This is a genomic window from Pseudomonas sp. UBA6323, from assembly GCF_002439135.1.
Lineage (GTDB): Bacteria > Pseudomonadota > Gammaproteobacteria > Pseudomonadales > Pseudomonadaceae > Aquipseudomonas.
In genome coordinates this window covers 63,397-90,373 of sequence record NZ_DJSX01000077.1, presented here as the reverse complement: position 1 = coordinate 90,373, position 26,977 = coordinate 63,397, and the positions used below count along the sequence as shown (strand labels likewise).

At 64.3% G+C, this 26,977-nt stretch carries 25 protein-coding genes; 8 read left to right on the top strand and 17 right to left on the bottom strand.

Going from position 1 to position 26,977, the window contains the following annotated elements; all coding sequences use genetic code 11:
• Nucleotides 1-12: 12 nt before the first annotated feature.
• From B3P22_RS18825 to pmbA, 4 genes are all read right to left on the bottom strand, one after another.
• Nucleotides 13-465 (bottom strand): tetratricopeptide repeat protein, encoded by a 453-nt coding sequence (locus B3P22_RS18825; protein WP_275547019.1) that lies wholly within the window; start codon nucleotides 463-465, stop codon nucleotides 13-15.
• A gap of 98 nt (nucleotides 466-563) precedes the next feature.
• Entirely contained in the window at nucleotides 564-1,952 is a 1,389-nt protein-coding gene (locus tag B3P22_RS18820) for a class II fumarate hydratase (RefSeq protein ID WP_296272096.1), read from the bottom strand.
• Nucleotides 1,945-2,337: a FagA protein gene (locus tag B3P22_RS18815; protein ID WP_275547017.1), complete on the bottom strand. Its 393-nt coding sequence runs from the start codon at nucleotides 2,335-2,337 to the stop codon at nucleotides 1,945-1,947. The genes B3P22_RS18820 and B3P22_RS18815 overlap by 8 nt, the downstream gene beginning before the upstream one ends.
• A 158-nt stretch (nucleotides 2,338-2,495) precedes the next feature.
• Nucleotides 2,496-3,842 carry a metalloprotease PmbA gene (pmbA, locus tag B3P22_RS18810; RefSeq protein ID WP_296272095.1) on the bottom strand — a complete coding sequence of 449 codons (1,347 nt, stop codon included), beginning with the start codon at nucleotides 3,840-3,842 and terminating at the stop codon, nucleotides 2,496-2,498.
• 127 nt (nucleotides 3,843-3,969) lie between these two features.
• On the opposite strand from pmbA, the gene yjgA reads away from it, so the two are divergent.
• The gene (gene yjgA / locus B3P22_RS18805) at nucleotides 3,970-4,488 is read left to right on the top strand and encodes a ribosome biogenesis factor YjgA (RefSeq protein WP_275547154.1); all 519 of its coding nucleotides are present in this window, start codon (nucleotides 3,970-3,972) and stop codon (nucleotides 4,486-4,488) included.
• 12 nt (nucleotides 4,489-4,500) lie between these two features.
• Here yjgA and tldD read toward each other — a convergent pair whose 3' ends face one another.
• The 8 genes from tldD to mreB form a co-directional block, all read right to left on the bottom strand.
• Nucleotides 4,501-5,943: a metalloprotease TldD gene (gene tldD, locus B3P22_RS18800; protein ID WP_275547155.1), complete on the bottom strand. Its 1,443-nt coding sequence runs from the start codon at nucleotides 5,941-5,943 to the stop codon at nucleotides 4,501-4,503.
• A 2-nt stretch (nucleotides 5,944-5,945) separates the two neighbouring features.
• Nucleotides 5,946-6,794, bottom strand: a complete 849-nt coding sequence (locus B3P22_RS18795) for a carbon-nitrogen hydrolase family protein (RefSeq protein ID WP_275547156.1) — start codon at nucleotides 6,792-6,794, stop codon at nucleotides 5,946-5,948.
• A 49-nt stretch (nucleotides 6,795-6,843) separates the two neighbouring features.
• Nucleotides 6,844-10,659 (bottom strand): YhdP family protein, encoded by a 3,816-nt coding sequence (locus B3P22_RS18790; RefSeq protein WP_296272093.1) that lies wholly within the window; start codon nucleotides 10,657-10,659, stop codon nucleotides 6,844-6,846.
• Nucleotides 10,660-10,685: 26 nt separating this feature from the next.
• Nucleotides 10,686-12,143: a ribonuclease G gene (rng, locus tag B3P22_RS18785; RefSeq protein WP_197857574.1), complete on the bottom strand. Its 1,458-nt coding sequence runs from the start codon at nucleotides 12,141-12,143 to the stop codon at nucleotides 10,686-10,688.
• Nucleotides 12,144-12,212: 69 nt separating this feature from the next.
• Nucleotides 12,213-12,848 (bottom strand): Maf family protein, encoded by a 636-nt coding sequence (locus B3P22_RS18780; protein ID WP_296272092.1) that lies wholly within the window; start codon nucleotides 12,846-12,848, stop codon nucleotides 12,213-12,215.
• A gap of 47 nt (nucleotides 12,849-12,895) precedes the next feature.
• Complete coding sequence (gene mreD / locus B3P22_RS18775; RefSeq protein WP_197857576.1) at nucleotides 12,896-13,384, bottom strand: rod shape-determining protein MreD; 489 nt, start codon at nucleotides 13,382-13,384, stop codon at nucleotides 12,896-12,898.
• Nucleotides 13,384-14,337 carry a rod shape-determining protein MreC gene (gene mreC, locus B3P22_RS18770; RefSeq protein WP_419096446.1) on the bottom strand — a complete coding sequence of 318 codons (954 nt, stop codon included), beginning with the start codon at nucleotides 14,335-14,337 and terminating at the stop codon, nucleotides 13,384-13,386. Before mreC ends, mreD begins: the two co-directional genes overlap by 1 nt.
• Before the next feature lie 188 nt (nucleotides 14,338-14,525).
• Entirely contained in the window at nucleotides 14,526-15,563 is a 1,038-nt protein-coding gene (mreB, locus tag B3P22_RS18765; RefSeq protein ID WP_013714086.1) for a rod shape-determining protein MreB, read from the bottom strand.
• A 228-nt stretch (nucleotides 15,564-15,791) separates the two neighbouring features.
• On the opposite strand from mreB, the gene gatC reads away from it, so the two are divergent.
• From gatC to B3P22_RS18735, 6 genes are all read left to right on the top strand, one after another.
• On the top strand, nucleotides 15,792-16,079 hold the full coding sequence (gene gatC, locus B3P22_RS18760; protein WP_024306969.1) for an Asp-tRNA(Asn)/Glu-tRNA(Gln) amidotransferase subunit GatC: 288 nt from the start codon (nucleotides 15,792-15,794) through the stop codon (nucleotides 16,077-16,079).
• A gap of 15 nt (nucleotides 16,080-16,094) precedes the next feature.
• Entirely contained in the window at nucleotides 16,095-17,546 is a 1,452-nt protein-coding gene (gatA, locus tag B3P22_RS18755) for an Asp-tRNA(Asn)/Glu-tRNA(Gln) amidotransferase subunit GatA (RefSeq protein ID WP_296272090.1), read from the top strand.
• 11 nt (nucleotides 17,547-17,557) lie between these two features.
• The gene (gatB, locus tag B3P22_RS18750; RefSeq protein WP_296272089.1) at nucleotides 17,558-19,003 is read left to right on the top strand and encodes an Asp-tRNA(Asn)/Glu-tRNA(Gln) amidotransferase subunit GatB; all 1,446 of its coding nucleotides are present in this window, start codon (nucleotides 17,558-17,560) and stop codon (nucleotides 19,001-19,003) included.
• Nucleotides 19,004-19,072: 69 nt separating this feature from the next.
• Nucleotides 19,073-19,495 carry a septal ring lytic transglycosylase RlpA family protein gene (locus tag B3P22_RS18745; protein ID WP_296272087.1) on the top strand — a complete coding sequence of 141 codons (423 nt, stop codon included), beginning with the start codon at nucleotides 19,073-19,075 and terminating at the stop codon, nucleotides 19,493-19,495.
• 91 nt (nucleotides 19,496-19,586) lie between these two features.
• Nucleotides 19,587-20,681, top strand: coding sequence for a calcium/sodium antiporter (locus B3P22_RS18740; protein WP_197857580.1), 1,095 nt, complete (start codon nucleotides 19,587-19,589; stop codon nucleotides 20,679-20,681).
• A gap of 2 nt (nucleotides 20,682-20,683) precedes the next feature.
• Entirely contained in the window at nucleotides 20,684-21,073 is a 390-nt protein-coding gene (locus B3P22_RS18735; protein WP_275547162.1) for a carboxymuconolactone decarboxylase family protein, read from the top strand.
• 74 nt (nucleotides 21,074-21,147) lie between these two features.
• Here B3P22_RS18735 and B3P22_RS18730 read toward each other — a convergent pair whose 3' ends face one another.
• The 4 genes from B3P22_RS18730 to B3P22_RS18715 all read right to left on the bottom strand — a co-directional run bounded on the left by B3P22_RS18730 (nucleotide 21,148) and on the right by B3P22_RS18715 (nucleotide 24,687).
• On the bottom strand, nucleotides 21,148-21,669 hold the full coding sequence (locus B3P22_RS18730; protein ID WP_296272085.1) for a hypothetical protein: 522 nt from the start codon (nucleotides 21,667-21,669) through the stop codon (nucleotides 21,148-21,150).
• Between the two features lie 43 nt (nucleotides 21,670-21,712).
• Nucleotides 21,713-22,654, bottom strand: coding sequence for an AEC family transporter (locus B3P22_RS18725; RefSeq protein WP_197857583.1), 942 nt, complete (start codon nucleotides 22,652-22,654; stop codon nucleotides 21,713-21,715).
• Nucleotides 22,655-22,857: 203 nt separating this feature from the next.
• Nucleotides 22,858-23,418 (bottom strand): response regulator transcription factor, encoded by a 561-nt coding sequence (locus B3P22_RS18720; RefSeq protein WP_013714077.1) that lies wholly within the window; start codon nucleotides 23,416-23,418, stop codon nucleotides 22,858-22,860.
• 15 nt (nucleotides 23,419-23,433) lie between these two features.
• On the bottom strand, nucleotides 23,434-24,687 hold the full coding sequence (locus tag B3P22_RS18715; protein ID WP_197857584.1) for an ATP-binding protein: 1,254 nt from the start codon (nucleotides 24,685-24,687) through the stop codon (nucleotides 23,434-23,436).
• A gap of 191 nt (nucleotides 24,688-24,878) precedes the next feature.
• Between B3P22_RS18715 and B3P22_RS18710 the strand changes: the two genes are divergently transcribed.
• Nucleotides 24,879-25,592, top strand: a complete 714-nt coding sequence (locus B3P22_RS18710; protein WP_296272079.1) for an SIMPL domain-containing protein — start codon at nucleotides 24,879-24,881, stop codon at nucleotides 25,590-25,592.
• Nucleotides 25,593-25,708: 116 nt separating this feature from the next.
• Here the strand turns inward: B3P22_RS18710 and B3P22_RS18705 are convergent, their stop codons facing one another.
• Complete coding sequence (locus tag B3P22_RS18705) at nucleotides 25,709-26,881, bottom strand: HD domain-containing phosphohydrolase (RefSeq protein WP_296272078.1); 1,173 nt, start codon at nucleotides 26,879-26,881, stop codon at nucleotides 25,709-25,711.
• Nucleotides 26,882-26,977 lie beyond the last annotated feature (96 nt).

The following is a 26,977-nucleotide window of genomic DNA, read 5'->3' as shown; positions in this document are numbered from 1 at the left end:
GGACGATCTCCTTCAGTGATAGTGGCGGCCTTGGCTGGCCGGATTGACCGACTGGCGCTGCCAGGCATGGCGCTGCGAAGCGCCCAGCAAACGATCGGTGCGAGGGAAGGCGCCGTGCTCGCCGATGAACTGCAACAGCTCGACGTAGGTGCGGCGGCTGTGGTGCAGGGCGACTTCGCGCAGAGCCTGCGGCTGCTGGCTGTCGGCCAGGGTCTGCAACAGGCGCTCATGACTGGCGCAGAGGTTTTCCGCAGCCTCCTCCGGCTGTCCCAGCGCCAAATGCAAATCGGCCAGGTTGTGATGGGAAATTACGAAGGCTGCCACCGCCATGTTGTGATCAGGCCAGCGCCCGAACATCACCTGAGCCTCGGCCAACGCCTGCAGATAGAGTTCGCGGGCCGTGACCCAGTCGCCTTCGCTGAAACAGCGGTTGCCGGTTTCGATGATGGTTTTCCAGTGCTCCATGACAGACCTCCTGGTAAGAACCCGTCCACGACTTACCGGCCCGGCTGCACGCTGTCTGGCCGAGCGGGCACGTGAGCAGTTTCCGGGACGAAAGCGACTCAGAGGCCGCCTTCAGTGAGTTTTTCCGGGTTGAGCAGCTGCTCGAGCTGCACTCGCGACAGGTCGGTATGTTCCAGCGCCACCTCGATGATCGGCCGTCCCTCGCGGTAGGCCTGCTTGGCGACTTCGGCGGCCTTGAGGTAACCGATGATCGGGTTCAGCGCCGTCACCAGAATCGGGTTGCGATCCAGTGCTTCCTTGAGCTTGGGCTGGTTGACCTTGAAGCTGGAAATGGCCCGATCAGCCAGCAGACGACTGGCGTTGGTCAGCAACTGAATGCTGTAGAGCAGATTGTCGGCAATCAGCGGCAGCATGACGTTGAGTTCGAAATTGCCGGACTGGCCGGCGATGGCGATGGCCGAGTCGTTGCCGATCACCTGCGCCGACACCATGGCTACCGCCTCGGGTATCACCGGATTGACCTTGCCGGGCATGATCGAGGAGCCGGGCTGGAGGGCTTCCAGCTCGATTTCCGCCAGTCCGGCCAGCGGCCCCGAGTTCATCCAGCGCAGATCGTTGGCGATCTTCATCAGCGATACGGCGGTAGTCTTGAGCTGGCCGGATACGGCCACGGCCGTGTCCTGCGAGCCGATCAGCGCGAAGAAGTTGTTGCCGGAGGTGAAATCAACCCCCGTCAGGCGGCCCAACTCCAGGCAGAACTGCTCGGCGAAACGAGGATGTGCATTGACGCCCGTACCGACCGCGGTGCCACCCTGGGCCAGCGCCTGCACGCTGGGCTGCAATGCCCGCAGGTGCTCGACATTGGCCTGAATTTGCTGCCCCCAGCCGTCCAGCACCTGACTCATGCGCACCGGCATGGCATCCATCAGATGCGTGCGCCCGGTTTTGATGTACGGCTGAACCTCCAGGGATTTTTCGCACAGCACCTTGAGCAGGTGGCCGAGCGCCGGGAGCAGACGTTCATGCAGTTCTATGGCTGCGCTGACATGGATGGTCGTGGGGATGATGTCGTTGCTGCTCTGGCCGCAATTGACGTGATCGTTGGCACTGACGCTATCGCCAAGGATGCGACTTGCCAGGGTGGCGATCACCTCGTTGGCGTTCATGTTGGAGCTGGTACCGGAGCCGGTCTGGAACACGTCCACCGGAAAATGCGCCATGAAATCGCCGTCGAGCAACTGCTGACAGGCACCCACAATGGCATCGCCCATCAGCGGATCGAGTTGCTGCAACTCGACGTTGTCCCGCGCTGCAGCGGCCTTGGCCAGGATCAGTGCACGAATGAAGGGCCCCGGCATGCGCTGCCCTGAAACCGGAAAATTATTCACCGCACGCTGGGTCTGCGCACCGTAGAGCGCCGCGCTCGGCACCTCCAGCTCGCCCATGCTGTCACGTTCGATGCGGGTGCCGCTGAGGGTTTCACTCATAAGGATGTCCTTTTGCCGATTCGGTGAAAGAGAGGGAGGGTTCCAGGCGCAGCGTTGCCAGGCGATTGAGCAGCATGCCCAGGCTGCGCTGACGCGCGGGATCGAGTGCCTGCTGCTGCATCACGCGCAACGGCCGGTAGGCGCGATCCAGGCAAAGGGAGCGCCAGTGCCAGGGCAACGCCGGGTCGCAGGCGGTGTCGAGCAAGAGTTCGAGCGTGATGCGCGAGACGCGCCAGGCATCCAGCAGGCCGCGCTCCACCAGCTGCCGACCATGCCATTCGTGGAAATCGAGCAGGCGCGGCTCATCGGGCCGCAGGGCGCAGCGCACGAGAAAACCCTGCCAACGCCAGCAGTTCGGACAAGGCGTGAAAAAGGGATAGAACATGGACACCCACCCAATCAATTAATGATATTAATTCTCTTTTGAGAAAAATAATCAATACATAGAATGTGTGGGCTTTCATGTGCAAGGCGACCCGCCGCTCAAGCGGGATCGTCAATGGCAGAACGTGCGCGGCCGGTCGGGCCGCGCATCAGCGGCTGTCAGCTACCAGCGACGGTCATCTTCTCGATCAGCACCGAGCCGGTGCAGATATTGCCGCGCCGCTCCAGATCGCGACCGACCGCGACGATCTGGCGGAACATGTCGCGCAGGTTGCCGGCGATGGTCACTTCCTGCACCGGGAACTGGATCTCGCCGTTCTCCACCCAGAAGCCCGCCGCACCACGGGAATAGTCGCCAGTGACCAGATTCAGGCCCTGGCCCATCAGCTCGGTCACCAGCAGGCCGCGCCCCATGCGCCGGATCAGCGCCTGCTGATCCTCGTCGCCATGAGTGACGAACAGGTTGTGCACGCCGCCGGAGTTGGCGGTGCTCGGCAGACCCAGCTTACGCCCGGAGTAGGTGCCGAGTACGTAGGAAACCAGCTCGCCCTTTTCCACGAACGGCTTGGCGTAAGTGGCCAGGCCATCGCCGTCGAAGGCCGCGCTGCCCAGCGCCCGCGGCAGGTGCGGGCGCTCGTCGAGGCTTAGCCACTCGGGGAATAGACGTTGCCCCAGCGCACCTTCGAGGAAGGAGGAATGGCGATACAGATTGCCGCCCGAGATTGCCGCCAGCAGGTGGCTGAACAATCCGCCGGCGAGTTCGGCAGCGAACAGCACCGGCACCTCGCAGGTCGGCACCGGCCGTGCGCCAAGGCGGCTGACCGCGCGCTCGGCAGCGCGCTGGCCGATCCCAGCGGCGTCGGCCAGCAGCTCGCCCTGGCGATTGACGTCGTACCAGTAGTCGCGCTGCATCTGGCCTTCGCCTTCGGCGATCATCACGCAACTCAGGCTGTGGCGGGTGCTCGCATAACCGCCGATAAAACCATGGCTGTTGCCATAAACGCGGCAGCCCTGATGGGTGTTGAGACTGGTGCCATCGGCGTTCTTGATCCGCGTGTCGGCGGCGAATGCCGCCGCCTCGCAGGCCAGCGCCTGCTCGACTGCCTGCTCCGGGGTGATCGACCAGGGGTGATAAAGGTCCAGTTCCGGCAGCTCGCGGGCCATCAGCGCCGCATCGGCCAGGCCGGCACATTCATCTTCGGATGCGTGCCTGGCAATCGCCAGGGCTGCCGCCACGGTCTCGCGAATGGCCTCGATACCGGTGGCCGAGGTGCTGGCCGAGCCCTTGCTCTGACCCACGTACAGGGTGATGCCGAAACCCTGGTCGCGATTGAATTCGACGGTCTCCACCTCGCCCTGGCGCACGGTGGTGGACAACCCCTGGCCCGCCGAGACGGCGACTTCGCAGGCACTGGCACCCTGGCGCCTGGCCTCGGCGAGAATCGCCTCGACCTGCTCCTGCAGCGCTGGCAAGGCCTGCGGCCCGATGCGTTCTACTTCACTCATAACCACTCCCGATTCTCTGGCGCAGCCCCCTCGCACACGTAGCCTGGGGCCTGCTCTCGACTGCCGGCTACGGGCCGGCGGTCACGGTTACTGCTATCATGGCGGCGTTTCCCTCTGGACCCACCCCATGTCTGATTCCTACGACGACTTCTCCCTGGAGAAGAGCAAATCTCAGGTCAAGCGCGAACTGCATGCCCTGCAGGAACTCGGCGAGCGCCTGACTGCGCTCAAGCCGGACCTGCTGGCGAAAATGCCGCTGACCGACGCACTACGCCGCGCCCTCGCCGAAGCGCCGAAACACACCGCCAACGCCGCGCGCAAACGCCACATCCAATTCATCGGCAAGCTGATGCGTGAACAGGATGTCGAGGCGATCGTCGCCATGCTCGACCAGGTGGACAGCTCCACCCGCGAATACAACGAGCGCTTCCACGCCCTCGAGCGCTGGCGCGACCGCCTGATCGGCGAAGGCGACAGTGCGCTGGAAAGCTTTGTCGAGCTTTACCCCGATGCCGACGTCCAGCATCTGCGCGGCCTGGTTCGTCATGCCCTGCATGAAGCCGCGCGCAACAAGCCGCCGGCCGCCGCGCGCAAGGTGTTCAAGTACATCCGCGAGCTTGACGAAATCCAGCGCGGCCTGCGCTGAGCCGGCATCGCCTCAGGCACCGGTGCCGCCGACGGTGATCGCGTCGATCTTCAACGTCGGCTGACCAACGCCCACCGGCACCGACTGGCCATCCTTGCCACAGGTGCCGACGCCGCTGTCCAGGGCCAGGTCATTGCCAACCATGGATACGCGGCTCATAGCCTCCGGACCGTTACCGATCAACGTGGCACCTTTGACCGGCGCGGTGATCTTGCCGTCTTCGATCAGGTAGGCCTCGCTGGTGGAGAAAACGAACTTGCCGCTGGTGATGTCCACCTGGCCGCCACCGAGGTTGGCACAGTAGATGCCCTTCTTCACCGAACGGATGATTTCCTCCGGGTCGCTCTCGCCGGCCAGCATGTAAGTGTTGGTCATGCGCGGCATCGGCAGGTGCGCGTAGGACTCGCGACGACCGTTACCGGTAGCAGCCACGCCCATCAGGCGCGCGTTGAGCTTGTCCTGCATGTAGCCCTTGAGCACGCCGTTCTCGATCAGCGTGGTGCACTGGGTCGGCGTGCCTTCGTCGTCGACGCTGAGCGAGCCGCGACGACCGACCAGGGTGCCGTCATCGACGATGGTGCACAGCTTGGACGCCACCTGCTGGCCAATCTTGCCACTGTAGTTGGAGCTGCCCTTGCGATTGAAGTCGCCTTCCAGGCCGTGGCCGACCGCCTCGTGCAGCAACACGCCGGACCAGCCGGCGCCCATCACCACCGGCATGCTGCCAGCGGGTGCGGCGATAGCCTCCAGGTTGACCAGCGCCTGGCGCAGCGCCTCGCGGGCGTAACCCATGGCTCGGTCTTCCTCCAGGAAATAGCGGTAGTCGGTACGTCCACCGCCGCCATGCCCACCACGTTCACGACGACCGTTCTGCTCGACGATGACGCTGACGTTGAAGCGCACCAGCGGGCGGATATCGGCGCTGAGGCTGCCATCATGAGCGGCGACCAGAATGCGATCCCACACACCGGCCAGACTTACGGTGACCTGCTTGATGCGCGGGTCGAGCGCCCGGGTGGCACGATCGATACGCTGCAGGAGCTCGACCTTCTCGGCGCGGCTCATGACATCCAGCGGGTTGCCTTCGGCATAAAGCTGGGTCACCTGCGGACTGACGAAAGCCTGCACGCGGCCCTGTTGGCCGGCGCGGGAGATCGAACGCGCAGCCTGCGCAGCCTGGGTCAGCGCATCGAGGCTGATCGCATTGCTGTAGGCGAAACCGGTTTTCTCACCGGACTGGGCGCGCACGCCAACGCCCTGATCAAGATTGAAACTGCCTTCCTTGACGATGCCATCTTCCAGTACCCAGGTTTCCGAAACCTGGCTTTGGAAATAGAGATCGGCGGCATCGATGCCGGGACCTGCGACCTCACCCAGCACGCTGCTGAGGCTGTCGAGCGTCAGGTTACCGGGCGCCAACAGGTGCTCGCTGACGGATTGCAACATCGTATTCATGATCACTCCACAACGATCGGACGCGGTGCGCCCGATAAAAAGAATCGGCGGTGCTGCTGCACCGGCATACGTTGGCGAATGGCCGCCTGCTCGGCGGCATCGCGCGAAGCAAGCAATGCGGCTTCGCCTTGATCCTGCTCGGCCAGTACGCTGCCCCAGGGGTCGATGATCGCCGAATGGCCAAAGGTCAGGCGCTGCCCGGGGTGCTCGCCACCCTGCCCGGCTGCCAGCACGTAGCACTGGGTCTCGATGGCACGGGCGCGCGTCAGCACCTGCCAATGCGCCGCGCCAGTCACGGCGGTGAAGGCTGCCGGCACGCTGATCAGCTCGGCACCGGCTTCGCGCAGCGCGCCGAACAGCTCGGGGAAGCGCAAGTCGTAACACACGGTCAGACCCAGGCGCCCCACGGGCGTGTCCGCTACCACGACACGCTGGCCATGGGCGAAATCGTCAGACTCGCGATAACGGCCACGGTTGTCGGCCACGTCGACGTCGAATAGGTGCAGCTTGTCATAGCGAGCCGCGCGCTCGCCCTGGTCATCGATCAGCAGCGAGCAGGCGTTCGGCTTGCCCTCGGCATCGTCGTCAGGCGGCAGTGGCAAGGTGCCGGCCACTATCCATAAACTGAGGTCACGCGCGGCGCGTTTCAACCAGGGCAGGATGGGACCTTCGCCGACTGCCTCGGCACGACCGATGGCGGCCAAGTCTCGACGGCCCATGGCGGCGAAGTTCTCCGGCAGCACGGCAAGGCGTGCACCGCCCTGCGCCGCCCGCTCCAGCATGCGACGCGCCAGGCGCAGGTTGGTTTGCACGTCATCCTGACTGACCATCTGGATTACAGCGAGATTCATGGCGGCACTCATCGGTTCTCGTCGTGACAGCCTACGCCAAGACGCGCCGTCATTGCGGTTTTTCGAAGGGCTTGTCGAAACGGATATCCGGGTCGTGCAGCGGGCCTCTGACGTCGTATTGCACGCTGGCGAAACGGGCGACCTTGTCACCCAGCAATTTGTCCGCCACGAACAGGGCGCCACCAATCGCCGGTGCACCGACGATCAGAGCCGCCAGTGGCAGGTTGTTGGTCACCGGCAGGGTCACCAGCAGCTTGGCATCGATCTGCTCGTTACGCAGATCCAGATTGCCGTTGAGCTCGAGATTGCTCGACGGCCCGGTCATGGTGATGGGCTCATGGGTGACGAAGAAGCCATTGGTCGCCTGCAGGTTGCCCTTGACCCGGTCATAACTCAGCCCCTTGCCCAGCAGGTCGGAGAAGTCCAGACGCAGGCGGCGGCCGATGGAATTGAAGTTGAGCAGGCCGAATACGCGCAGCGCCTGGGCCGAGCCCTGCACTTCGACGAACTGCCCCTTGCGCAGCGAGGGGTCGAGATTGCCCGAGAAGCGCTTGAGCGAGAACCAGGCAGGCGAGCCGGGCCAGTTGCCATCGACGTCGACGCGGAAATTTTCGCTGGTGACGCTGGGGGCGTAATCCCAGGCTTTCAGGATCGCACCAAGGTCCTTGCCCTGCAGGCGCCCCTTGTACCAGCTCTGGGTATTGCCGGCAGCACTTCGCCAACCGGCGCTGCCGCCAATCTTCAACCCCTGCAGGTCGAGATCGAGCTCATCGAAACGCACGCCCTGTTCCTCGGGGCGCACCTTGAGCGACCAGGCACCCAGCACCTTGTCGCCGCGCTGAACACGCTGGATGCTGATATCCAGCGGCGGCAGCGACTTGGGATCGAAGTCGGCCAGGGGATCGGGTGCATCGCTGGCCTTTTCTGCATCGGGTTCGGGGTCGGGAGCTGGCAGCCTGACATGCCGCAAATCGATACGGATAGGCACGCCTTCGGCGTCCGCCAGCAGCACTTGGCCGGCGGCCAGTTCGCTGTCGAGTTGCAGGGCCCAGCCCTGAGGTTCTCGCGTCACGCCGACGCTCAGTTGCTCGACCTCCTGGCCGAAGCCGCGCAACCGTCCGATTTCCAGCCGTGCACTGCGCAAAAAACGCTGGCTGTCAGCGTCCACCTCGACCGGATGATCGCTACCGAGCTGCTTCCAGGCATCCAGATCCAGCTCATCCAGGCGTCCGCGCACGCGCAGGCCCTGGCCAGGCGGCAGTCCCGCCGCGCCACCGCCAACCACCACCTCGCCACGCCCCTCGGCCAGTGCGCCGGCAGGTGCGGCCAAATTGAGACTGGCCAGCTCGCCATAATCCGCCCAGTAGCGACGCTGACGCCCGGAGAGCGTCATGCGCCAACTGGCATCACGCTCCTGCTGCGCCGTCTTGCCGAACGGCGCCGGCAGATCGATCGCCACACCGCGCAGGTTGGAGTCGACACGCAGCTTGCTGTCGTCGCCGTCCAGGGTCAGGCGCAGGCGATAAGGCAGCAAACCGCTGACAGGCAGCTTCTGCGGCCCACCGAGCCATTGGCTGAGGGTATCGACCTGCACCTGGCCGCGCAGATCGAATCCGCTGCGCGCCTGTCCGCGTGAACCTTCGGCGCTGATCCTGCCGCTTACCTGACGCCCGAATACCTCGGCGCGAACATCCGGCGCGCTCAGCCCGGCATTGCTGTCGAAACGAAAGGCGCCCTTCACCTTGTTCAGTTGCAGATCCGGATTGGCCAGCTTGAGGCTGGCCCCCTCGGTGGCGAAATCCACCACCACACCGGGCTTGGCTCCCTTCTGCAGCGGAATATCCAGTTGCAGCCGCCCGGTCAGCGGGCCTTGCCCCTGCCAGCCGGCAAAAATTTCCGAGGTCCCCAGCGGCGCTTCCTGCAGCAGTTTGATCGCGTCGCTCAGGCTGCTCTGCACCTTGCCATCGAGGTGCAGACGTGGCGGCTTACCATCGTGCAGCAGCGGGATATTGGCAATGACGTCGCGGACCTCGCTTTCCTGCAGACGTCCGCTCTGCAGGCGCACGCGCACGGCATCGTCCTCGATCAGCACCTCGCCCACACCTTCACGCAGCGACGGCCAGCCGGGCTGGAAGGCCAGCTCGGCGTCCCTGACCTTGAAGAACAGACTGAGACTGCGCGCCCCCAGCGCTGCGCCCTTGTTCAGCGAGCCCTGGTACTGGAAGTAGCCTTCCTCGACATGGCCGGCGCGAATCGCTGTCTTCAGCCAATGATCGAGTTCGGCACTCATGCCGGGGGCGCGGCTCGGCAGATACTTCTCGGTGTAGGACGCATCGCCGTCGCGCATGCCAACGCGCAGGTCCATGTAGCTTTCCGCCTCAGGATCGCGCAGCAGGCGGATCAGCATGTCCCCTGCGACCTGCCCTTCCTCGCCGTCCACGCGCATATAGGGGCTGTAGAGGGTCAAGCCAGTTTCACTCCAGTCCCAGCTCAACCGCGCCTGAGCATGGCGATAACGCCAGGGCTTGGGGAAAAGTTGATCCAGGTGCAGGGCGAAGTCCTCGGTATTCAGGCGCAGCTCGCCTTTGAACATGTCGCCCGAGGCGCTACCGCTGACATTCTCTGCCGCCGGCGCACCGCGATAGGCCTGGATGCCCACCTTGTCCAGATTGGCAGCGAACTGCAGACGCTCGGCGCCCTCGCGCTGCGGGTAATAATCGAGCAGCAGGTTGTTGACCGCGCCAACCGGTGCCAGCGCCACCAGAACCTCGCGCGCCTTGTCGGGCATCGGCGCCAGCGCCTGCACCAGCGGCGCCCAGGCGGCGAGGTCGAGACGATCGGCCGTCAGCGCCCAACGCTCGTCAGCCTCCCCCACATCGTGCTGTTTCAGGTTCAGGTGCAGCTCGCCGATACGTTGCTCAACATGGCTCATGGCCAGGGAATCGATCTGTGCCCGTACGCCCTGCTCATCCCGAGCGAAGAAGGCGTTGAAGGCCAGGTCCTTGAGCGTCACGGCCTCGTGCCTGGCCTGACCGCCAACCACTGCGGGAGCATGCAGGCGCAGGGCGCCCTTGTGCAGGGCCAGGCCGCGCCCTTCCAGCCAAAGCTCACCGCCGGCCTGCAGGCGCTGCAGCTGCCAGTCGCCGAGCAGTGTTTTCGGCAGCCAGCTCGCCCAATCGCTCTGCGGCAGGCTCAGATAGAGCTGCGACTCGGCTTCGCGCCAGGTCTTCGGCTGCATGAGCGTGCGCAGACTCAGCGCCACCGGCTGGCCGTCTGGCAGCAGCAGACGACCGTCGAGGCGCTGGCTGTTGCTGCCGTAGCGCAGGCTCAGATTGACGTAGCTGAGCAGCAACGGCTCCTGATTGAGAGGCTGCACCACCACGCGGCTGTCGAGCAGGCTGATGCGATGCACCATCTGCAATTGCTTGAGCAGTCGTTCGACATTCGGCTCGGGGCCGTCGCGCTGTGGCAATCCTTGCAACTGCCAGCCGCCCTCGGCGTTCTGCTGCACGTTCAGTTGCAGACCGTCGACTTGCAGATGGGCGATACGCGGCTGGCGTGCCAGCAGGCTGCCGCTCACATCCGGCAGCAGTTGCACGCGCTCCAGGCTCAGCCCTGCACCCTCGGCCCCGAGGCGTACATCGCGCGCCACCAGCACCGGCGCGAAGCCCCGCCAACGGCCTTCGAGGCTGCCGATCCGCACCGGCACGCCCAGCTGCTCGGTGGCGCGATCTTCCAGTTCGAGGCGGTATTCGGCCACCAGCGGCACCAGCTCACGCCCCAGGCTGACGTACAGCGCGGCCAGCACCAGCACGGCCGCGCACAGCCCCAGGCCCCAGCGCAGCAAGGCCGAGAACAGGCGCACCAGGGCGCCCTCGGTACCTGCGGCGCTCAGAGCAGCACCACGTCGTACTGTTCCTGGGAATACATGGTTTCCACCTGGAACTTGATGGTGCGCCCGATAAAGGCTTCCAGATCGGCGACGTTGCCCGACTCTTCATCGAGCAGGCGATCGACCACTTTCTGATTGGCCAGCACGCGATAGCTTTCCGCCTGGTAGGCACGCGCCTCGCGCAGAATTTCGCGGAAGATCTCGTAGCAGATGGTCTCGGGCGTCTTCAGCTTGCCGCGGCCCTGACACGCGGTGCACGGCTCGCAAAGAATCTGCTCGAGGCTTTCACGGGTACGTTTGCGGGTCATCTGCACCAGGCCGAGTTCGGTGATGCCGATGATGTTGGTCTTGGCATGGTCGCGCTCGAGCTGCTTTTCCAGGGTGCGCAGCACCTGACGCTGATGCTCCTCGTCTTCCATGTCGATGAAGTCGATGATGATGATGCCGCCCAGGTTGCGCAGGCGCAGCTGGCGGGCAATCGCGGTGGCCGCCTCCAGGTTGGTCTTGAAGATGGTCTCTTCCAGCGTGCGATGGCCGACGAAGGCGCCGGTATTGACGTCGATGGTGCTCATCGCCTCGGCCGGGTCGACCACCAGGTAACCACCGGACTTCAACGGCACCTTGCGCTCCAAGGCGCGCTGAATCTCGTCCTCGACGCCATACAGGTCGAAGATCGGCCGCTCACCCGGATAGTGCTCCAGACGATCGGCGATTTCCGGCATCAGTTCGGCGACGAATTGCGTGATCTTCTGGAAGGTTTCCCGCGAGTCCACGCGAATCTTCTCGGTGCGCGGGCTGACCAGATCGCGCAGCGTGCGCAGGGCCAGCGACAGATCCTCGTAGATCACCGACGGCGCCTTGGCGGTCTGCACCTGCGCGGAAATCTGATCCCACAGGCGGCGCAGGTAGCGGATGTCGATGAGAATCTCGTCGGCGCCGGCACCCTCGGCCGCGGTGCGCAGGATGAAGCCGCCCGCCTCCTCGATGCCCTCGGCGGCAACGCAATCGGCGACCACCTGCTTGAGGCGCTCGCGTTCGCCTTCATCCTCGATCTTCAGGGAGATGCCGACATGGCTGGTGCGCGGCATGTACACCAGGTAACGCGAGGGAATCGACAGCTGAGTGGTCAGGCGTGCGCCCTTGCTGCCGATGGGGTCCTTGGTGACCTGCACCGTCAGGCTCTGGCCTTCGTGGACCAGCGCACTGATCGGCTCCACCGCAGCGCCTTCGCGGGTGGAGATCTCCGAGGCATGGATGAAGGCCGCACGTTCAAGGCCAATGTCGATGAAGGCCGCCTGCATGCCGGGCAGCACGCGCACCACCTTGCCCTTGTAGATATTGCCGACGATGCCGCGCTTCTGCGTGCGTTCGACGTGAACTTCCTGCAGCACGCCGTTTTCCACCACGGCCACGCGCGACTCCATCGGCGTGATATTGATCAGAATCTCTTCGCTCATGCATCCATCCTGGTGATCATGCCGGCCGGGCTACTGCACCGCCCCGCGGACTCAAGCTTTTCGGACACCTCATCCCGCAGCCGCGCTGCCGTCGCCTGGTTTCTGAAAATGTCCTGGCGCCGGGAATTGCCAGCAGGCAATACCGAATTCCCCAAGCAGCTCGGCAGTTTCGCACAGCGGCAGACCGACCACCGCCGAATAGCTGCCCTGCAATTGGCTGACGAACACGGCCGCCAACCCCTGGATACCATAACTGCCCGCCTTGTCGCATGGCTCGCCGCTGGCCCAGTACGCCTCGATTTCGGCCTCGCTGATAGGGCGAAAACTCACTTCGCTGCTGACCACACGAGCCGACTCGCGACCATCGCCGACCAGCGCAACGGCTGTCAGTACTTGATGGCTGCGCCCCGACAGGGCCTGCAGCATGGCCCGCGACTCGGCGAAATCCGCCGGTTTGCCGAGAATGCGCCCATCGAGCACCACGGCGGTATCAGCGCCCAGCACCACGGCATCGACACGTTCGCCCAATGCGCGCAGGCCGGCCCGCGCCTTCTCGCGAGCCAGACGCTCTACATAGGCTGCTGCCGGCTCGTCTGGCAACGGGTTTTCATCTATCGAGGCGATTTGCGTGACGCATGGCACAGCGATCTGGGCCAGCAACTCACGGCGACGGGGCGAAGCGGAGGCCAGAAACAGCTCGGCCATGCGGGTATCTCCCTTGGCGAACCGCGGCCAGCCATGCCAGGCCGCGTTCAGTTGACGTTGAGGCGCAGGTGCAGCCCCCGCAGGATGACGCAGATCCACGGCCACAGCAGGGCGCTCACCAGCGCCGGCAGGATGAAGGCCAGGGTTGGCGGGCGGCTGCCGGTCAGCGCATTGAGCCACAGCTGCACCAGCTGGGCGAGGCCGAACACCACCATCAGCACCATGCTCTGCTGCCACATGGGAAACATGCGCAGACGCTGGTGCAGGCTCAGTACCAGAAAGGTGATCAAGGTAAGGATCAGCGCGTTCTGCCCGAGCAGCGTGCCGAACAGCACATCCTGCGCCAGGCCGAGAATCCACGCTGTGGTCAGGCCGACGCGGTGCGGCAGCGCCAGCACCCAGTAGGTGAGGATCAGGGCGACCCACAGCGGGCGACCGATCTGCATGAACTCGAGCAGCGGCGCGACGCTGAGCAGCAGCGCGAAGGCCAGACTCAACCAGATCACCCAGCCGTTACGAGACTTTACGCCGACCATCAGTTCGCCTCCTGTGCGGGAGCGTCCGCGGCCGGAGTGGCGGTCGACGCGGGCGCCTGCTCGCCTTGGGTACGTTCCTGCTCGGCCTCGCGGTCAGCGGCCTCCTGGGCCTGGGCCGAATCGGAAGCGCGCTGCTCAGGGCTGCGCCGGTCGGAGAACACCAGCAGCAGATAACGACTGCGATTGAGCGCCGCGGTCGGTGTGGCGCGGACGATGGCGAACGGCTGGCCGGAATCATGGATCACCTCCTTGACCGTGGCCACCGGGTAGCCGGCCGGGAAACGCTGGCCCATGCCGGAGCTGACCAGCAGATCGCCTTCCTTGATATCGGCGGTATCGGCGACATGGCGCAGCTCGAGGCTTTCCGGGTTGCCAGTGCCGACAGCGATGGCGCGCAGGCCGTTGCGGTTGACCTGCACGGGAATACTGTGGGTGTTATCGGTGAGCAACAGCACGCGCGAGGTATAGGGCATGACCTCCACCACCTGGCCCATCAGGCCACGCGCATCGAGCACCGGCTGACCGAGGAACACGCAGTTTTGCTTGCCCTCGTCAACGCAATCCTTCTCGCCCTTGTCGATCAGGATGCGGTGGGTGTATGGGTTGGGGTCGACGCCGATCAGTTCGCTGACCAGCACCTCTTCATCCACCAGCGCCGCGGAGTTGAGCAGCTCGCGCAGGCGCACGTTTTGCTCGGTCAGGGTCGCCAGCTTCTGCAGGCGGCGCTGCAGCAACAGGGCTTCGGCCTTGAGCTTCTCATTCTCGGCCACCAGCTCGCTGCGCGAGGAAATCTGCTGGGTCGCGCCTTCCCAGGCCCGCACGGGCAGCTCGGCCAGCTCGTACAGGGGCGTCAACACCGTGCCCATGATGCTGCGCACGGGCTTGAGCGTGTCGAAGCGGGCGTCGGCCACCATCAGCACTGCCGACAGCACGGCAAATACCAGTAGGCGAATGCCCAGCGAGGGACCTTTGGCGAAGAGCGGCTTAATAAGCTGCTCCTTGTGCGCCACGAGGGCGGAAAGCGCGCGAATTCATGCGAAGGGCGAACCGGTCTGGCGAAGGTTGGGCCGAGTGTACTGCAATGCTCGAATATGCGCGTGCCGCCCGGAGGCGGCACGGCAAGCGTCCACAGCCGCGGGGCTCACTCGGTGGAGAGCAGGTCCATGGCGTGGCGGTCCATCATTTCCAGGGCCTTGCCGCCGCCACGGGCGACGCAGGTCAGCGGGTCTTCAGCAACGATCACCGGCAGACCGGTTTCCTGGCTCAGCAGCTTGTCCAGGTCGCGCAGCAGCGCGCCACCGCCGGTCAGCACCAGGCCGCGCTCGGCGATGTCCGAAGCCAGCTCGGGCGGCGACTGCTCCAGGGCGCTCTTGACCGCCTGGACGATGGTCGCCAGCGATTCCTGCAGCGCTTCGAGCACTTCGTTGGAGTTCAGGGTGAAGCTGCGCGGCACGCCCTCGGCCAGGTTGCGGCCGCGTACGTCGACTTCACGGATTTCGCCACCCGGATAGGCAGTACCGATTTCCTGCTTGATGCGCTCGGCGGTGCCTTCACCGATCAGCGAACCGTAGTTGCGGCGCACGTAGGTGATGATGGCTTCGTCGAAACGGTCGCCGCCCACACGTACGGACTCGGCGTAAACCACGCCATTGAGGGAGATCAGCGCGATTTCGGTGGTACCGCCGCCAATATCGACGACCATCGAACCGCGGGCCTCTTCGACCGGCAGGCCGGCACCGATGGCAGCGGCCATCGGCTCTTCGATCAGGAACACTTCGCGGGCACCGGCGCCCAGGGCCGATTCACGGATGGCGCGGCGCTCGACCTGGGTCGACTTGCACGGTACGCAGATCAGCACGCGCGGCGACGGCTGCAGGAAGCTGTTCTCGTGAACCTTGTTGATGAAGTACTGCAGCATCTTTTCGCAGACGCTGAAGTCAGCGATCACGCCGTCCTTCATCGGACGAATCGCGGAAATGTTGCCGGGGGTACGGCCGAGCATGCGCTTGGCCTCGGTGCCCACAGCCACGACACTCTTCTGGTTGCCGTGGGTACGGATGGCGACCACGGACGGCTCATTCAGGACGATACCGCGCTCGCGCACATAAATAAGGGTATTGGCAGTACCCAGGTCGATCGACAGATCGCTGGAGAACATGCCACGCAGTTTCTTGAACATTAGGAAGGGACCCTAGGCAACGCGTGGGTAAAAGTCAGACGCGGAAAAACGCGCGGGTAAAAAGTGCGGCAAACTCTAACAACGGCAGGGATTTTGAGCAAGGCGGCAATATGGTAGATTGCCTGTTTTTCCGGGCCTTGCAGCTGCACAGCGCGGCCTTTGACCGCCGGCTCGCGGCATCCGTTCCCTGCTTGTCCTCTCTGTCACACTTCCCCTGGAGAACCCCTGATGGCGCTTGAACGCTCCGAGGTGGAAAAAATCGCCCACCTGGCCCGCCTGGGTCTGAACGAAGGCGATATTCCGCAAACCACCGAGACCCTGAACAACATCCTCGGCCTGATCGACCAGATGCAGGCCGTCGATACCCAGGGCATCGAACCCCTGGCGCACCCGCTGGAAGCGACCCAGCGCCTGCGTGCCGACGTGGTCAACGAGAGCAACCAGCGCGACGCCTACCAGGCCATCGCCCCGGCCGTGGAAAGCGGCCTGTACCTCGTGCCGAAAGTCATCGAATAAAGGAAAGGGCCCGACATGCATCAACTGACCCTGGCCGAGATCGCCCGCGGCCTCGCCGACAAGCAATTCTCCGCCGAAGAACTGAGCAGCGCCCTGCTGGCGCGCATCAATCAGCTCGACCCGCAGCTCAACAGCTTCATCACCATTACCGAAGAGCTGGCCCTCGAGCAGGCCAAGGCCGCTGACGCACGCCGTGCCGCTGGCGAGAACGGCGCCCTGCTCGGCGCGCCGATCGCGCACAAGGACTTGTTCTGCACCAACGGCGTGCTGACCACCTGCGCCTCGAAGATACTCACCGGCTTCAAGGCGCCGTACGACGCCACCGTCGTCGACAAGCTCAAGGCCGCCGGCACCGTGACCCTCGGCAAGCTGAACATGGACGAGTTCGCCATGGGCTCGGCCAACGAATCCAGCCACTACGGCGCGGTCAAGAACCCTTGGGACACCAGCCGCGTGCCCGGCGGCTCCTCCGGTGGCTCCGCTGCAGCCGTAGCGGCGCGCCTGATTCCGGCCGCCACCGGCACCGACACCGGCGGCTCGATCCGCCAGCCGGCGGCGCTGACCAACCTCACCGGCATCAAGCCGACCTACGGCCGCGTCTCGCGCTGGGGCATGATCGCCTACGCCTCCAGCCTCGATCAGGGCGGCCCGCTGGCCCGCACCGCCGAGGACTGCGCCCTGCTGCTCGGCGCCATGGCCGGTTTCGACGCCAAGGATTCCACCAGCGTCGATCAGCCGGTCGATGACTACCTGGCGGCGCTGGCCCAGCCGCTGGCCGGCCTGCGCATCGGCCTGCCCAAGGAATACTTCGGCGCCGGCCTGGATGCCCGCATCGGCGAGAAGGTCATGGCCGTGGTCGAGGAGCTGAAAAAGCTCGGCGCCACCGTCAAGGACATCAGCCTGCCGAACATGCAGCACGCGATTCCCGCCTACTACGTGATCGCCCCGGCAGAAGCCAGCTCCAACCTGTCGCGTTTCGACGGTGTGCGTTTCGGCTATCGCTGCGAAAACCCGGTGAACCTCGAAGACCTGTACAAGCGCTCGCGCGGCGAAGGCTTCGGTGCGGAAGTCAAACGGCGCATCATGGTCGGCACCTACGCGCTGTCGGCCGGCTACTACGACGCCTACTACATCAAGGCCCAGCAGATCCGCCGACTGATCAAGAACGACTTCGTCGCCGCCTTCAATGACGTCGACGTGATTCTCGGCCCGACCACGCCGAACCTGGCCTGGAAGATTGGCGAGAAAGGCGGCGACCCGGTCTCGGCCTACCTCGAAGACATCTACACCATCACCGCCAACCTGGCCGGCATTCCCGGCCTGTCGATGCCGGCCGGCTTCGTCGATGGCCTGCCAGTGGGCGTGCAGTTGCTCGGCAACTACTTCCAGGAAGGTCGCCTGCTCAACATCGCGCACCAGTACCAGCAGGTCAGCGACTGGCACAAACAAGCACCGAGCGGCTTCTGAGGAACACTTTTATGCAATGGGAAACCGTGATCGGGCTCGAGATTCACGCTCAGCTCAGCACCCAATCGAAGATTTTCTCGGCAAGCGCCACCACCTTTGGCGCCGAGCCCAACACCCAGGCCAGCCTGGTCGACCTCGGCATGCCCGGCACCCTGCCGGTGCTCAACGCCGAAGCCGTGCGCATGGCCTGCCAGTTCGGCCTGGCCATCGACGCCGAAATCGCCGAGCGTAACGTCTTCGCGCGCAAGAACTACTTCTACCCGGACCTGCCCAAGGGCTACCAGACCAGCCAGATGGACCATCCCATCGTCGGCAAGGGCTTCCTCGACATCACCCTGGAAGACGGCACCGTCAAGCGCATCGGCATCACCCGTGCGCACCTGGAAGAGGATGCGGGCAAGAGCCTGCACGAAGACTTCCACGGCATGAGCGGCATCGACCTGAACCGCGCCGGCACGCCGCTGCTGGAAATCGTTTCCGAGCCGGACATCCGCTCGGCCAAGGAAGCGGTGGCCTATGTGAAGGCCATCCACGCACTCGTCCGCTACCTGGGCATCTGCGACGGCAACATGGCCGAAGGCTCGCTGCGTTGCGACTGCAACGTGTCGGTACGCCCCAAGGGCCAGGCCGAGTTCGGTACCCGCGCCGAGATCAAGAACGTCAACTCGTTCCGCTTCATCGAGAAAGCCATCAACCACGAAGTGCAACGCCAGATCGAGCTGATCGAAGACGGCGGCAAGGTGGTGCAGGAAACCCGCCTGTACGATCCCAACAAGGATCAGACCCGCTCCATGCGCAGCAAGGAAGAAGCCAACGACTACCGTTACTTCCCCTGCCCGGACCTGCTGCCGGTGGTCATCGAGCGCAGCTTCCTCGACGAACTGCGCGCCGCGCTGCCCGAGCTGCCGCCGCAGAAGCGCGAGCGTTTCGAGAGTCAGTTCGGCCTGTCCACCTACGACGCCAGCGTGCTCAGCGCCAGCCGCGAAATGGCCGATTACTTCGAAGCGGTCGAGAAAGCCTGCGGCGATGCCAAGCTGGCCGCCAACTGGGTGATGGGCGAGCTGTCCAGCCTGCTCAATAAAGAGGGCCTGGAGATCGAGCAGTCGCCGGTGTCCGCCGAGCAACTGGGCGACATGATCCTGCGCATCAAGGACAACACCATCAGCGGCAAGATCGCCAAGATGGTGTTCGAGGCCATGGCGGCCGGTGAAGGCAGCGCCGATGCGATCATCGAGAGCAAGGGCCTCAAGCAGGTCACCGACAGCGGCGCCATCGAGAAGATGCTCGATGAGGTGCTGGCGGCCAACGCCGAGCAGGTCGAGCAGTACCGCGCCAGCGACGAAGCCAAGCGCGGCAAGATGTTCGGCTTCTTCGTCGGCCAGGCCATGAAAGCCTCCAAGGGCAAGGCCAACCCGGGGCAAGTGAACGAACTGCTGAAGAAGAAGCTCGAAGGCTGAGCCAGACCGGTTCGCTTGATACTGAAAAACGCCGGGTTCCGCCGGCGTTTTTTTATGGGGAAACAACAGATGACGATCCGTAGCCCGGATGCAATCCGGGAACCTTCATTACCCCGGATTGCATCCGGGCTACGCACCTGCGTTCTACTTGCCGCCCTCGCCGCACTCGGCGGCTGCTCCACCTTCGGCGGCGGCGCAGGCGGCAGCGAAACCGGCAAGGCCTCCTACTACGCCCAGGCGCACCACGGCAAACGCACCGCCAGCGGCGAGCGTTTCGATCAGAGCGCACTGACCGCTGCGCATCGTACCCTGCCGTTCGGCACACGTGTGCGGGTGACCAACCTGAACAATGAACGTAGCGTCGTATTGCGCATCAATGATCGTGGGCCCTTCGTACGCGGCCGCGTGATCGACGTTTCACGTGCCGCCGCCGTGCGCCTGGACATGCTGCGCGCAGGTGTGGTGCCGGTATGGGTCGAGGCGCTGGACTGACCAACAATTGGCAACAAAATCTTTCTGCAGCATCTGGCGGCGCACAACGCCATCGCTACACTAGCCGCACTTTTTCCGGAGCTACCCTGCAATGACCCTGATGACCTATGTCTACCTGATCGCCGGCCTGGTGCTGCTGGTCGCTGGCGCCGAAGTGCTGGTGCGCGGTGCCGCCAAGCTGGCCGCCCAGTTCGGCATTCCACCGCTGGTAATCGGCCTGACCGTGGTGGCCTTTGGCACCAGCGCCCCGGAAACCGCGGTCAGCGTGCAATCAGCCTTCAACGGCAGCGGCGACCTGGCCATCGGCAACGTGATCGGCAGCAACATCGCCAACGTGTTGCTGATCCTCGGTGTGACGGCCCTGGTCGCGCCGCTGATCGTCTCGCGCCAGTTGATCCGCCTCGATGTGCCGATCATGATCGGCGCCAGCCTGGTGGTTTATGCCCTGGCCTGGGACGGCGCGCTGAGTCGCCTCGACGGCGCCCTGCTGTTCGCCGGCGTGCTGACCTACACCGGTTTTCTGATCTACAGCGCGCGTAAGGAGAACAAGAACGAGGATGACGAGTTCGCCAAGGAGTTCGGCCTCGACGAAGCGCCCAAACCCTATGCCTGGGCGATCAACCTGGGCCTGGTCATCGCGGGCCTGGTGCTGCTGGTGGTGGGCTCCAACTTCCTGGTCGAAGGCGCCGTGCAACTGGCTCGCGCCCTGGGGCTTTCGGAGCTGGTGATCGGCCTGACGGTGATCGCCATCGGCACCTCGCTGCCGGAGCTGGCCACCTCGATCATCGCGGCCTTCAAGGGCGAGCGCGACATCGCCGTGGGCAACATCGTCGGCAGCAACATCTTCAACCTGCTGTGCGTGCTGGGCCTGGCCTCGCTGGTTTCGCCGGCAGCCATTCCGGTAGCCGCCAATGCGCTGGCCTTCGACTTCCCGGTGATGATTGCCGTGGCGGTGGCCTGCCTGCCGATCTTCTTCACCGGCTATCGCATCAACCGCTGGGAAGGTCTGCTGTTCCTCGCCTACTACGTGGCCTACACCCTGTACCTGGTGCTGTTCAGCACCGGCCGCCCGCAGGCCGAAACCTTCGGTGACGCAATGATCGGCTATGTGCTGCCGCTCACCGTCATTACCCTGGTGATCATTGCCGGGCGTGCCTGGCACAAACAGCGTGGCGAGCAGGTGTGAGCATGAGCGAGAACCATGACCGCGGGCTGCAGGTACGCCGTGAGGTGATGGGCGACGCCTTCGTCGACCGCGCCCTGGGCAATGCCACCGAGTTCACCCAGCCGCTGCAGGATTTCGTCAACGAGCATGCCTGGGGCGGCGTGTGGACGCGCAGCGGCCTGCCGCGTGCGACGCGCAGCCTGATAACCCTGGCTGCGCTCACCGCACTGAAATGCCCGCAGGAACTCAAAGGCCACGTGCGCGGCGCGCTGAACAATGGCTGCACCGTCGAGGAAATTCGCGAAACCCTGCTGCACTGCGCGGTGTATGCCGGTGTGCCGGCCAGCATCGATGCCTTCCGCGCGGCGCAGGAGGTAATCGACGAATGGCAGCGCAACGCATCTGAAACCTAGCAGCCCGCCTGCGTACCCATACGCTGGAACATGAGGCGCATCGGGCGTTCTGGCTCAGCTTCTAAGGCAAAACCTCAGATGTGCTGGCGAACCTGACGCGTATCAGGCCCCAGTTCAGCCAGCAGTGCCTGGATCACCGGCTCATCCGGCCACCAGTTGCAGAAGCCAACCCCCAGATTGCCGAAAGCCCAAGGCATGGGCAGGAACTGCCAGTCGTGCAGGCGTCCGGCCCGTTTACAGGCCGGGCAGTTCAGCGTCGCATCGTCGTGCCCGGCGAACCAGTTGCCGACAGCCTCGTCCCAGACGATTTCATCAGCCGCGCTGACCTGCTGACAGCTCGGGCAGGCCAATCCTTCCACGCCACTGTCGCCCGCATGGAATACGGTACGCTCCTGTACGAGCTGAACGCCGCAGTAGTCGATAGCGCGGTCGAATCCCTGCGCAGCGTCCCCTGGCAGATAGAGGCCACTGCACGGGCAGACCTGCGCCGCGACGATCTTTCGCTCGATCAGCCAGTCCAGCAGCGACCGCCCCCGCACACGCACCTGCTCGTCACTGGGACAGGTCACAACGAACCAGTGGATGGAATCACTCATTTTTCTTTTCCTTGAAAACCGAGTTCAGGCGACTACCGAAACGCTAGATCCAACCACCCCACTGCAGCAACAGCAGACCGATATTGGTGGTGACCACTGCCGCTAAGGTGGTGATGACGATGATGGCTGCCGCCAGCTCATGGTTGGCCCCCACCGCACGCGCCATGACGAAGCTGGCCGCCGCCGTCGGGCTGGCGAAATAGAGGAAGAGGATCGCCAGGTCCGCGCCGCGAAAGCCCAACAGCCAGGCGCCGGACGTACTCAGCAGGGGCAGCCAGACCATTTTCATCATGCCCGAGCCGATGGCGGTGCCGCTGCTACGATGCAGTGACGCCAGGCTCAGCGTGCCGCCGATGCAGATCAGCGCCAGCGGCAGGGTCATCTGCGCGAAGTACTCGGCCGAGGTCAGGAACCACTGCGGCAGCGGGATTTTCCAGTAGGCGATCGGCACCGCCATCAGCACGCCGATGATCATCGGATTGGTCACGATGCTGCGTACGATGGCCTTGGCACCGGGCTTGACGCCGGGGCTGTAGATGGCCAGTACGACGGCCGAGAGCGCGTTGTAGCAGAGGATCACCAATGCCGCGAGCAACGAGCCGACCGACAGGCCGTAGTCACCGTACATGCTGGTGGCCAGTGCCAGGCCGACGATGCCGTTGTTGCCGCGAAAGGCGCCCTGGGTGTAGATGCCGCGGTCTTCGAACGGCACCCGCCAGATCGCCCAGGCCCAGGCCACGAAGAACGAGGCCACGGTGGCCAGGAAGAAGTAGGTCAGCAACTGCGGCTGCATGGCCGCATCCAGGTCGGCCTTGACCACCCCAAGAAACAACAGGGTCGGCATGGTGCCGCGAAACACAAGGCTCGAGGCTGTGTCGATGAAGGACGTATCGATCCAGCGCACACGTTTGAGCACCACGCCAAGAAACAGCATGGCGAAAACGGGCGCAGTAATGGCGAGGGTTTGTGCAGCGACGGCGAGCATGACGACACCAGCAGGTTGTCTGACGACCTATGTTAGCTGGCTAAGCATTTCTAGGCTATGGGCACAGAACGCCAATATTCGCTCGCGCAGGACGGCTGGGCGGCATTCCGCCTCAGCCGCGATTAGGCCGGTGAGCCAGACGTTTCGCGGCTAAATCCGCTCCTACAAAAAAGCGCGCAGCACGCCCGATACGCTGCAGCGCATCAGCGGCGAACCGGGCGCTTCTGCAGCTTGCGCTGCAAGGTACGGCGGTGCATGCCGAGGGCGCGGGCAGTAGCAGAGATGTTGCCCTCGTGCTCAGCCAGCACGCGCTGGATGTGTTCCCATTGCAGGCGGTCCACCGACATCGGGTTTTCCGGCACCAGGCTATCGAGGTCGGCGTGCTCGGAAAGCAGCGCGGTAAGCACGTCGTCGGCATCGGCCGGCTTGCACAGGTAGTTGGCCGCGCCGCGCTTGATGGCCTCCACCGCGGTGGCGATGCTGGAATAGCCGGTGAGAATCACCACGCGCATCTCGGCGTCCAGCTCCAGCAGCTTGGGCAGCAGTACCAAGCCGGAGTCGCCTTCCATCTTCAGGTCGACCACGGCGTAATCCGGCAGATCGTCCTTGGCCAGGGCCAGGCCCTCTTCGGCGCTGGACGCGGTGGAGACGCGCAGGCCGCGGCGACTCATGGCGCGCGCCATCACGCGAGTGAAGGTGGGATCATCATCCACCAGCAGCAGATGCGGATGCTCTTCGCCTTCGAACAGGGATTCTTCGCTCATGCTTGGTTTTCCTAATCAGGCCACGCCATAGGCACGCGGCAACTTCAATTCGGTGAGGGTGCCGCCTTCTTCATGGTTATACAACTTAACCGTGCCACCAGCACGGGTCACGCTGGCCTGGCTGAGGAACAACCCCAGGCCGAAGCCCTTGCCCTTGGTGGTGAAGAAAGGTCGACCCAGCTGTTCGGCGATGGCCAGCGGCACGCCGACGCCATGGTCACGAATGCTCAGGCGCAGCCACTGATGGTCCCAGTCCAGGCAGATGTCGAGCTTGTCCGGGCAGGCATCGGCAGCGTTGTTGAGCAGGTTGAGCAGCGCCTGGGTCAAGTCTGCCGGCGGCATGATGCGCGGCGGCGTGCCACGGCCCAGGCACTGGTAGCGGTAGCTGGCCTCGGGGCGCATCAGGTGCCAGCGATTGAGGGTGGTTTCCAGCCACTCCACGCTGGACTGCTCGATAACCGCCTGGCGCCGATCGTTCTCGGCGGCGCGCACCAACTGCTGCAAGGTGAACTTGCACAGCTTGACCTGCTCCTGCAGCAGGGCCAGGTCGTCCTGCAGGGCGGGCGTGTCGCGGTATTCCTGGCGCAGTTCCTTGAGCAGCACGCTCATGGTGCCCAGCGGCGTGCCCAGTTCGTGGGCGGCGCCAGCGGCCTGGGTGGCCACGGCCAGCAGTTGTTGATCACGCAGGCTTTCCTCGCGGCGCTCGGCACGCAGCTCGTCCTGCCGACGCAGCTCCTCGGCCATTTTGGCTACGAAGAAGGTGATCAACGATGCCGCCAGGGCGAAGCTCAGCCACATGCCGTAGACCAGCAGGCTCTCGCGAGCGGCGGGCAGTTCGAGCGGGTGCGTCCATACCAGCAGCAGGGTATATCCAGTCAGGGCCAGGCCCGATAGCACGATGGTAAATAGCCAGGGCAGCGTCGCCGCGGCGATGGTCAGCGGCACCAGGTAATAGGAGACGAAGGGATTGGTCGAACCGCCCGAGTAATACAGCAGCACACTGTGGATGATCAGGTCGCAGCCCAGTTGTACCGCGTACTCGACCTCGGTCACCGGCCAGGGACCGCGCAGGCGCAGCGCCGTGCCCAGGCACAGCAGCAGAGAAACGCCAAGGGTGACCGATAACTGCAACCACGGCAGCGGTATCATGCCCGATTTGTAGGCAAGCCCGACCGAGCCTGCCTGGGCGGCCAGCACCAGAATTCGAATGAGGGTCAGGCGCCAGAGATTCTGGCGACTGGCGGAGAGTAACTGCACAGGTTCGAGCATGGCGACTCCAATTGATCGCGGCGAGTATAACCAAGCCTGCTGCGGCCCTGCGCCGCTGCGGCAACCGGACGCACACCTCTGCCCCCCTGTTTGAACGCGCAAAAAAACTCAAACAGGTTAACCCGAATCGTCACCCGTCTTCGTCTACCCTCGGGAAACGGCCATCAAGGCCACTGAAAAAGGAACTGCACATGCGCACCATGCCCCGTATCGCCTCCATCCTCGCCCTGACCATCGCCGGCCTGGCCAGTACAGGTCTGCTTGCCGACGAGGCGCGCTACAACCAGATCGCCCTGCGCGCCGAGGTGAACCAGGAGGTCGCCCACGACCTGATGCACGTCACCCTCTACACCGAAGCGCAGAACAGCGACCCGGCCAAGCTGGCAGCCGAGATCACCAACACCCTCAACAAGACCCTGGAGCAGGTACGCCAGGTACGCGGCGTTTCGGTCAAGCTGGGCAGCCGCAACAGCTATCCGGTGTATGACGACAAGGGGCAGAAGATCACCGCCTGGCGCGAGCGCGCCGAGGTGCGCATGGAAAGTGCCGACTTCGCTCGTCTGTCGGCCCTGACCGGCGACCTGCTGCAATCGATGAAGATGGCCGGCATGGACTTCAGCATCGCCACCGATACCCGCAAGACCCGCGAGGACGCCATGCTCAAGGACGCCGTCGACGCCTTCAAGGCACGCGCGCAACTGGCCACCGAAGCACTGGGTGGCAAGAGCTACAAGCTGGTCAACCTGAGCATCAGCACCGGGGGATTCCAACCGCCGATGGCCATGCGCAACTTCGAAGCCAAGAGCATGGCGATGATGGATGCAGCGCCCACGCCGCAGATCGAGGCTGGCACCAGCCAGGTCACGGTCAGCGCCGATGGCGTCATCGAAGTGCAGATGCCCTGATCCCCGAGCGAAAACGAGAAAACGCCGTTATCGACGGATAACGGCGTTTCGCATTCCTTGCCGACACTTACTCGAAAGCGTGGATAGAGACGCGCAACTGCCGGAGCCGCCTTACGTCAAGGCGCTGGCGGCAAAGTCATCTCGATGCTTTCCCCCAGCGAATCCTCCAGGCGCTGCAGCTCGACGCCGACCACAGCGGCATCATCGGCCAGGGTTTTGGCGATATGCAGAAACTCCGGCGCTGCTTCGACGAAGGCCAACACCACCAGCGGATCGAAGCGCGTGCCGCTGGCCGCGCAGATCTGCGTCACCGCCTGCTCGGGGCTGACGGCCGGCAGGTAGGCATGCTGGCAGGTCAGCTCTTCGAAGTGCCCCACCAGCGCCATCAACCGAGCCGACAGCGGTATCTGCTCACCGAACAGGCCCTGCGGATAGCCTTTGCCGTCCCAACGTTCGTGCTGGCCGTAGACGATGTCCTTGGCGTCGGACAAGAAGTCGGTGATGCTGCCCAGCTTGCGCTCGGCCCTTTCCAGCGCATCACAGCCGGCAATCACCCCCTCGCTCAACAGGTGCAGGTCACTCTCGTCCGGCTCGCCATGGCTGAGCAGGATGCGATCGGGCAGGGTCAGCCTGTCGATCACATGCAGCATGGCCGACTTGCCCAACTGGGCGATGCGCTCCTCGCTCAGCAGCTCCGACAGGGCAGGCTGCTGCCGCGCTAGGGCAGTGGCCAGGCCAATCATGTAGCGTTCGATCCGCGCCAGGCGACGGCTGCGCGGGTTGTCGCGCATCACCGCGACGCTGGCCATGGCCTCGATGGTGACGTCCTGCAAACGCTGGATATCGCGCGTACGGCGCTTGACCTCGAGTTCCAGGTATTCGCTTTTGTCACGCAGGTAATCGGTTGCGGCCTTGAGCTGCAGCTGCGCCCGCACGCGGGCGAGCACGATGGGCGGGCTGACCGGCTTGGTGATGTAGTCGGCGGCGCCGAGGTCGAAGCCCAACTGCTCGTCGGCGGCATCGCTTCTGGCCGTCACCAGGATCAGCGGGATATAGCGCGTTTGCGGGTCGCTCTTCAGCTCGCGGCACAATGCGTAGTCATCCTGCCAGTTGAGCAGGATCAGATCCGGTTGCGGGCGTGCCCTGGCAGCTTGCAGGGCCTCTTCGTTGCCGACCAGTCGCACCTGATAGCGATCGACCAGCAGCGCGCCGAGCCGCTGTCGTGCATCCACCGCATCATCCACCACCAGAATCAGTTCCTGCTCCGACCTGTCGAGCATCCCGCGCATGGCGACCTCCGTTTGCACCCGTCTACCCTGATCGACGGTGCTGGGCTGTAGTTGCGCTCAGGCCGTCATACAAATGACCTTGCCTGGGGTTTGAAA

What these genes read in the sequence shown, in the direction of transcription:
- B3P22_RS18825 (WP_275547019.1), bottom strand. Translation starts at nt 465, where the DNA reads ATGGAGCACTGGAAAACCATCATCGAAACCGGCAACCGCTGTTTCAGC.
- B3P22_RS18820 (WP_296272096.1), bottom strand. Translation starts at nt 1,952, where the DNA reads ATGAGTGAAACCCTCAGCGGCACCCGCATCGAACGTGACAGCATGGGC.
- B3P22_RS18815 (WP_275547017.1), bottom strand. Translation starts at nt 2,337, where the DNA reads ATGTTCTATCCCTTTTTCACGCCTTGTCCGAACTGCTGGCGTTGGCAG.
- pmbA (WP_296272095.1), bottom strand. Translation starts at nt 3,842, where the DNA reads ATGAGTGAAGTAGAACGCATCGGGCCGCAGGCCTTGCCAGCGCTGCAG.
- yjgA (WP_275547154.1), top strand. Translation starts at nt 3,970, where the DNA reads ATGTCTGATTCCTACGACGACTTCTCCCTGGAGAAGAGCAAATCTCAG.
- tldD (WP_275547155.1), bottom strand. Translation starts at nt 5,943, where the DNA reads ATGAATACGATGTTGCAATCCGTCAGCGAGCACCTGTTGGCGCCCGGT.
- B3P22_RS18795 (WP_275547156.1), bottom strand. Translation starts at nt 6,794, where the DNA reads ATGAATCTCGCTGTAATCCAGATGGTCAGTCAGGATGACGTGCAAACC.
- rng (WP_197857574.1), bottom strand. Translation starts at nt 12,143, where the DNA reads ATGAGCGAAGAGATTCTGATCAATATCACGCCGATGGAGTCGCGCGTG.
- B3P22_RS18780 (WP_296272092.1), bottom strand. Translation starts at nt 12,848, where the DNA reads ATGGCCGAGCTGTTTCTGGCCTCCGCTTCGCCCCGTCGCCGTGAGTTG.
- mreD (WP_197857576.1), bottom strand. Translation starts at nt 13,384, where the DNA reads ATGGTCGGCGTAAAGTCTCGTAACGGCTGGGTGATCTGGTTGAGTCTG.
- mreB (WP_013714086.1), bottom strand. Translation starts at nt 15,563, where the DNA reads ATGTTCAAGAAACTGCGTGGCATGTTCTCCAGCGATCTGTCGATCGAC.
- gatC (WP_024306969.1), top strand. Translation starts at nt 15,792, where the DNA reads ATGGCGCTTGAACGCTCCGAGGTGGAAAAAATCGCCCACCTGGCCCGC.
- gatA (WP_296272090.1), top strand. Translation starts at nt 16,095, where the DNA reads ATGCATCAACTGACCCTGGCCGAGATCGCCCGCGGCCTCGCCGACAAG.
- gatB (WP_296272089.1), top strand. Translation starts at nt 17,558, where the DNA reads ATGCAATGGGAAACCGTGATCGGGCTCGAGATTCACGCTCAGCTCAGC.
- B3P22_RS18745 (WP_296272087.1), top strand. Translation starts at nt 19,073, where the DNA reads ATGACGATCCGTAGCCCGGATGCAATCCGGGAACCTTCATTACCCCGG.
- B3P22_RS18740 (WP_197857580.1), top strand. Translation starts at nt 19,587, where the DNA reads ATGACCCTGATGACCTATGTCTACCTGATCGCCGGCCTGGTGCTGCTG.
- B3P22_RS18735 (WP_275547162.1), top strand. Translation starts at nt 20,684, where the DNA reads ATGAGCGAGAACCATGACCGCGGGCTGCAGGTACGCCGTGAGGTGATG.
- B3P22_RS18730 (WP_296272085.1), bottom strand. Translation starts at nt 21,669, where the DNA reads ATGAGTGATTCCATCCACTGGTTCGTTGTGACCTGTCCCAGTGACGAG.
- B3P22_RS18725 (WP_197857583.1), bottom strand. Translation starts at nt 22,654, where the DNA reads ATGCTCGCCGTCGCTGCACAAACCCTCGCCATTACTGCGCCCGTTTTC.
- B3P22_RS18720 (WP_013714077.1), bottom strand. Translation starts at nt 23,418, where the DNA reads ATGAGCGAAGAATCCCTGTTCGAAGGCGAAGAGCATCCGCATCTGCTG.
- B3P22_RS18715 (WP_197857584.1), bottom strand. Translation starts at nt 24,687, where the DNA reads ATGCTCGAACCTGTGCAGTTACTCTCCGCCAGTCGCCAGAATCTCTGG.
- B3P22_RS18710 (WP_296272079.1), top strand. Translation starts at nt 24,879, where the DNA reads ATGCGCACCATGCCCCGTATCGCCTCCATCCTCGCCCTGACCATCGCC.
- B3P22_RS18705 (WP_296272078.1), bottom strand. Translation starts at nt 26,881, where the DNA reads ATGCGCGGGATGCTCGACAGGTCGGAGCAGGAACTGATTCTGGTGGTG.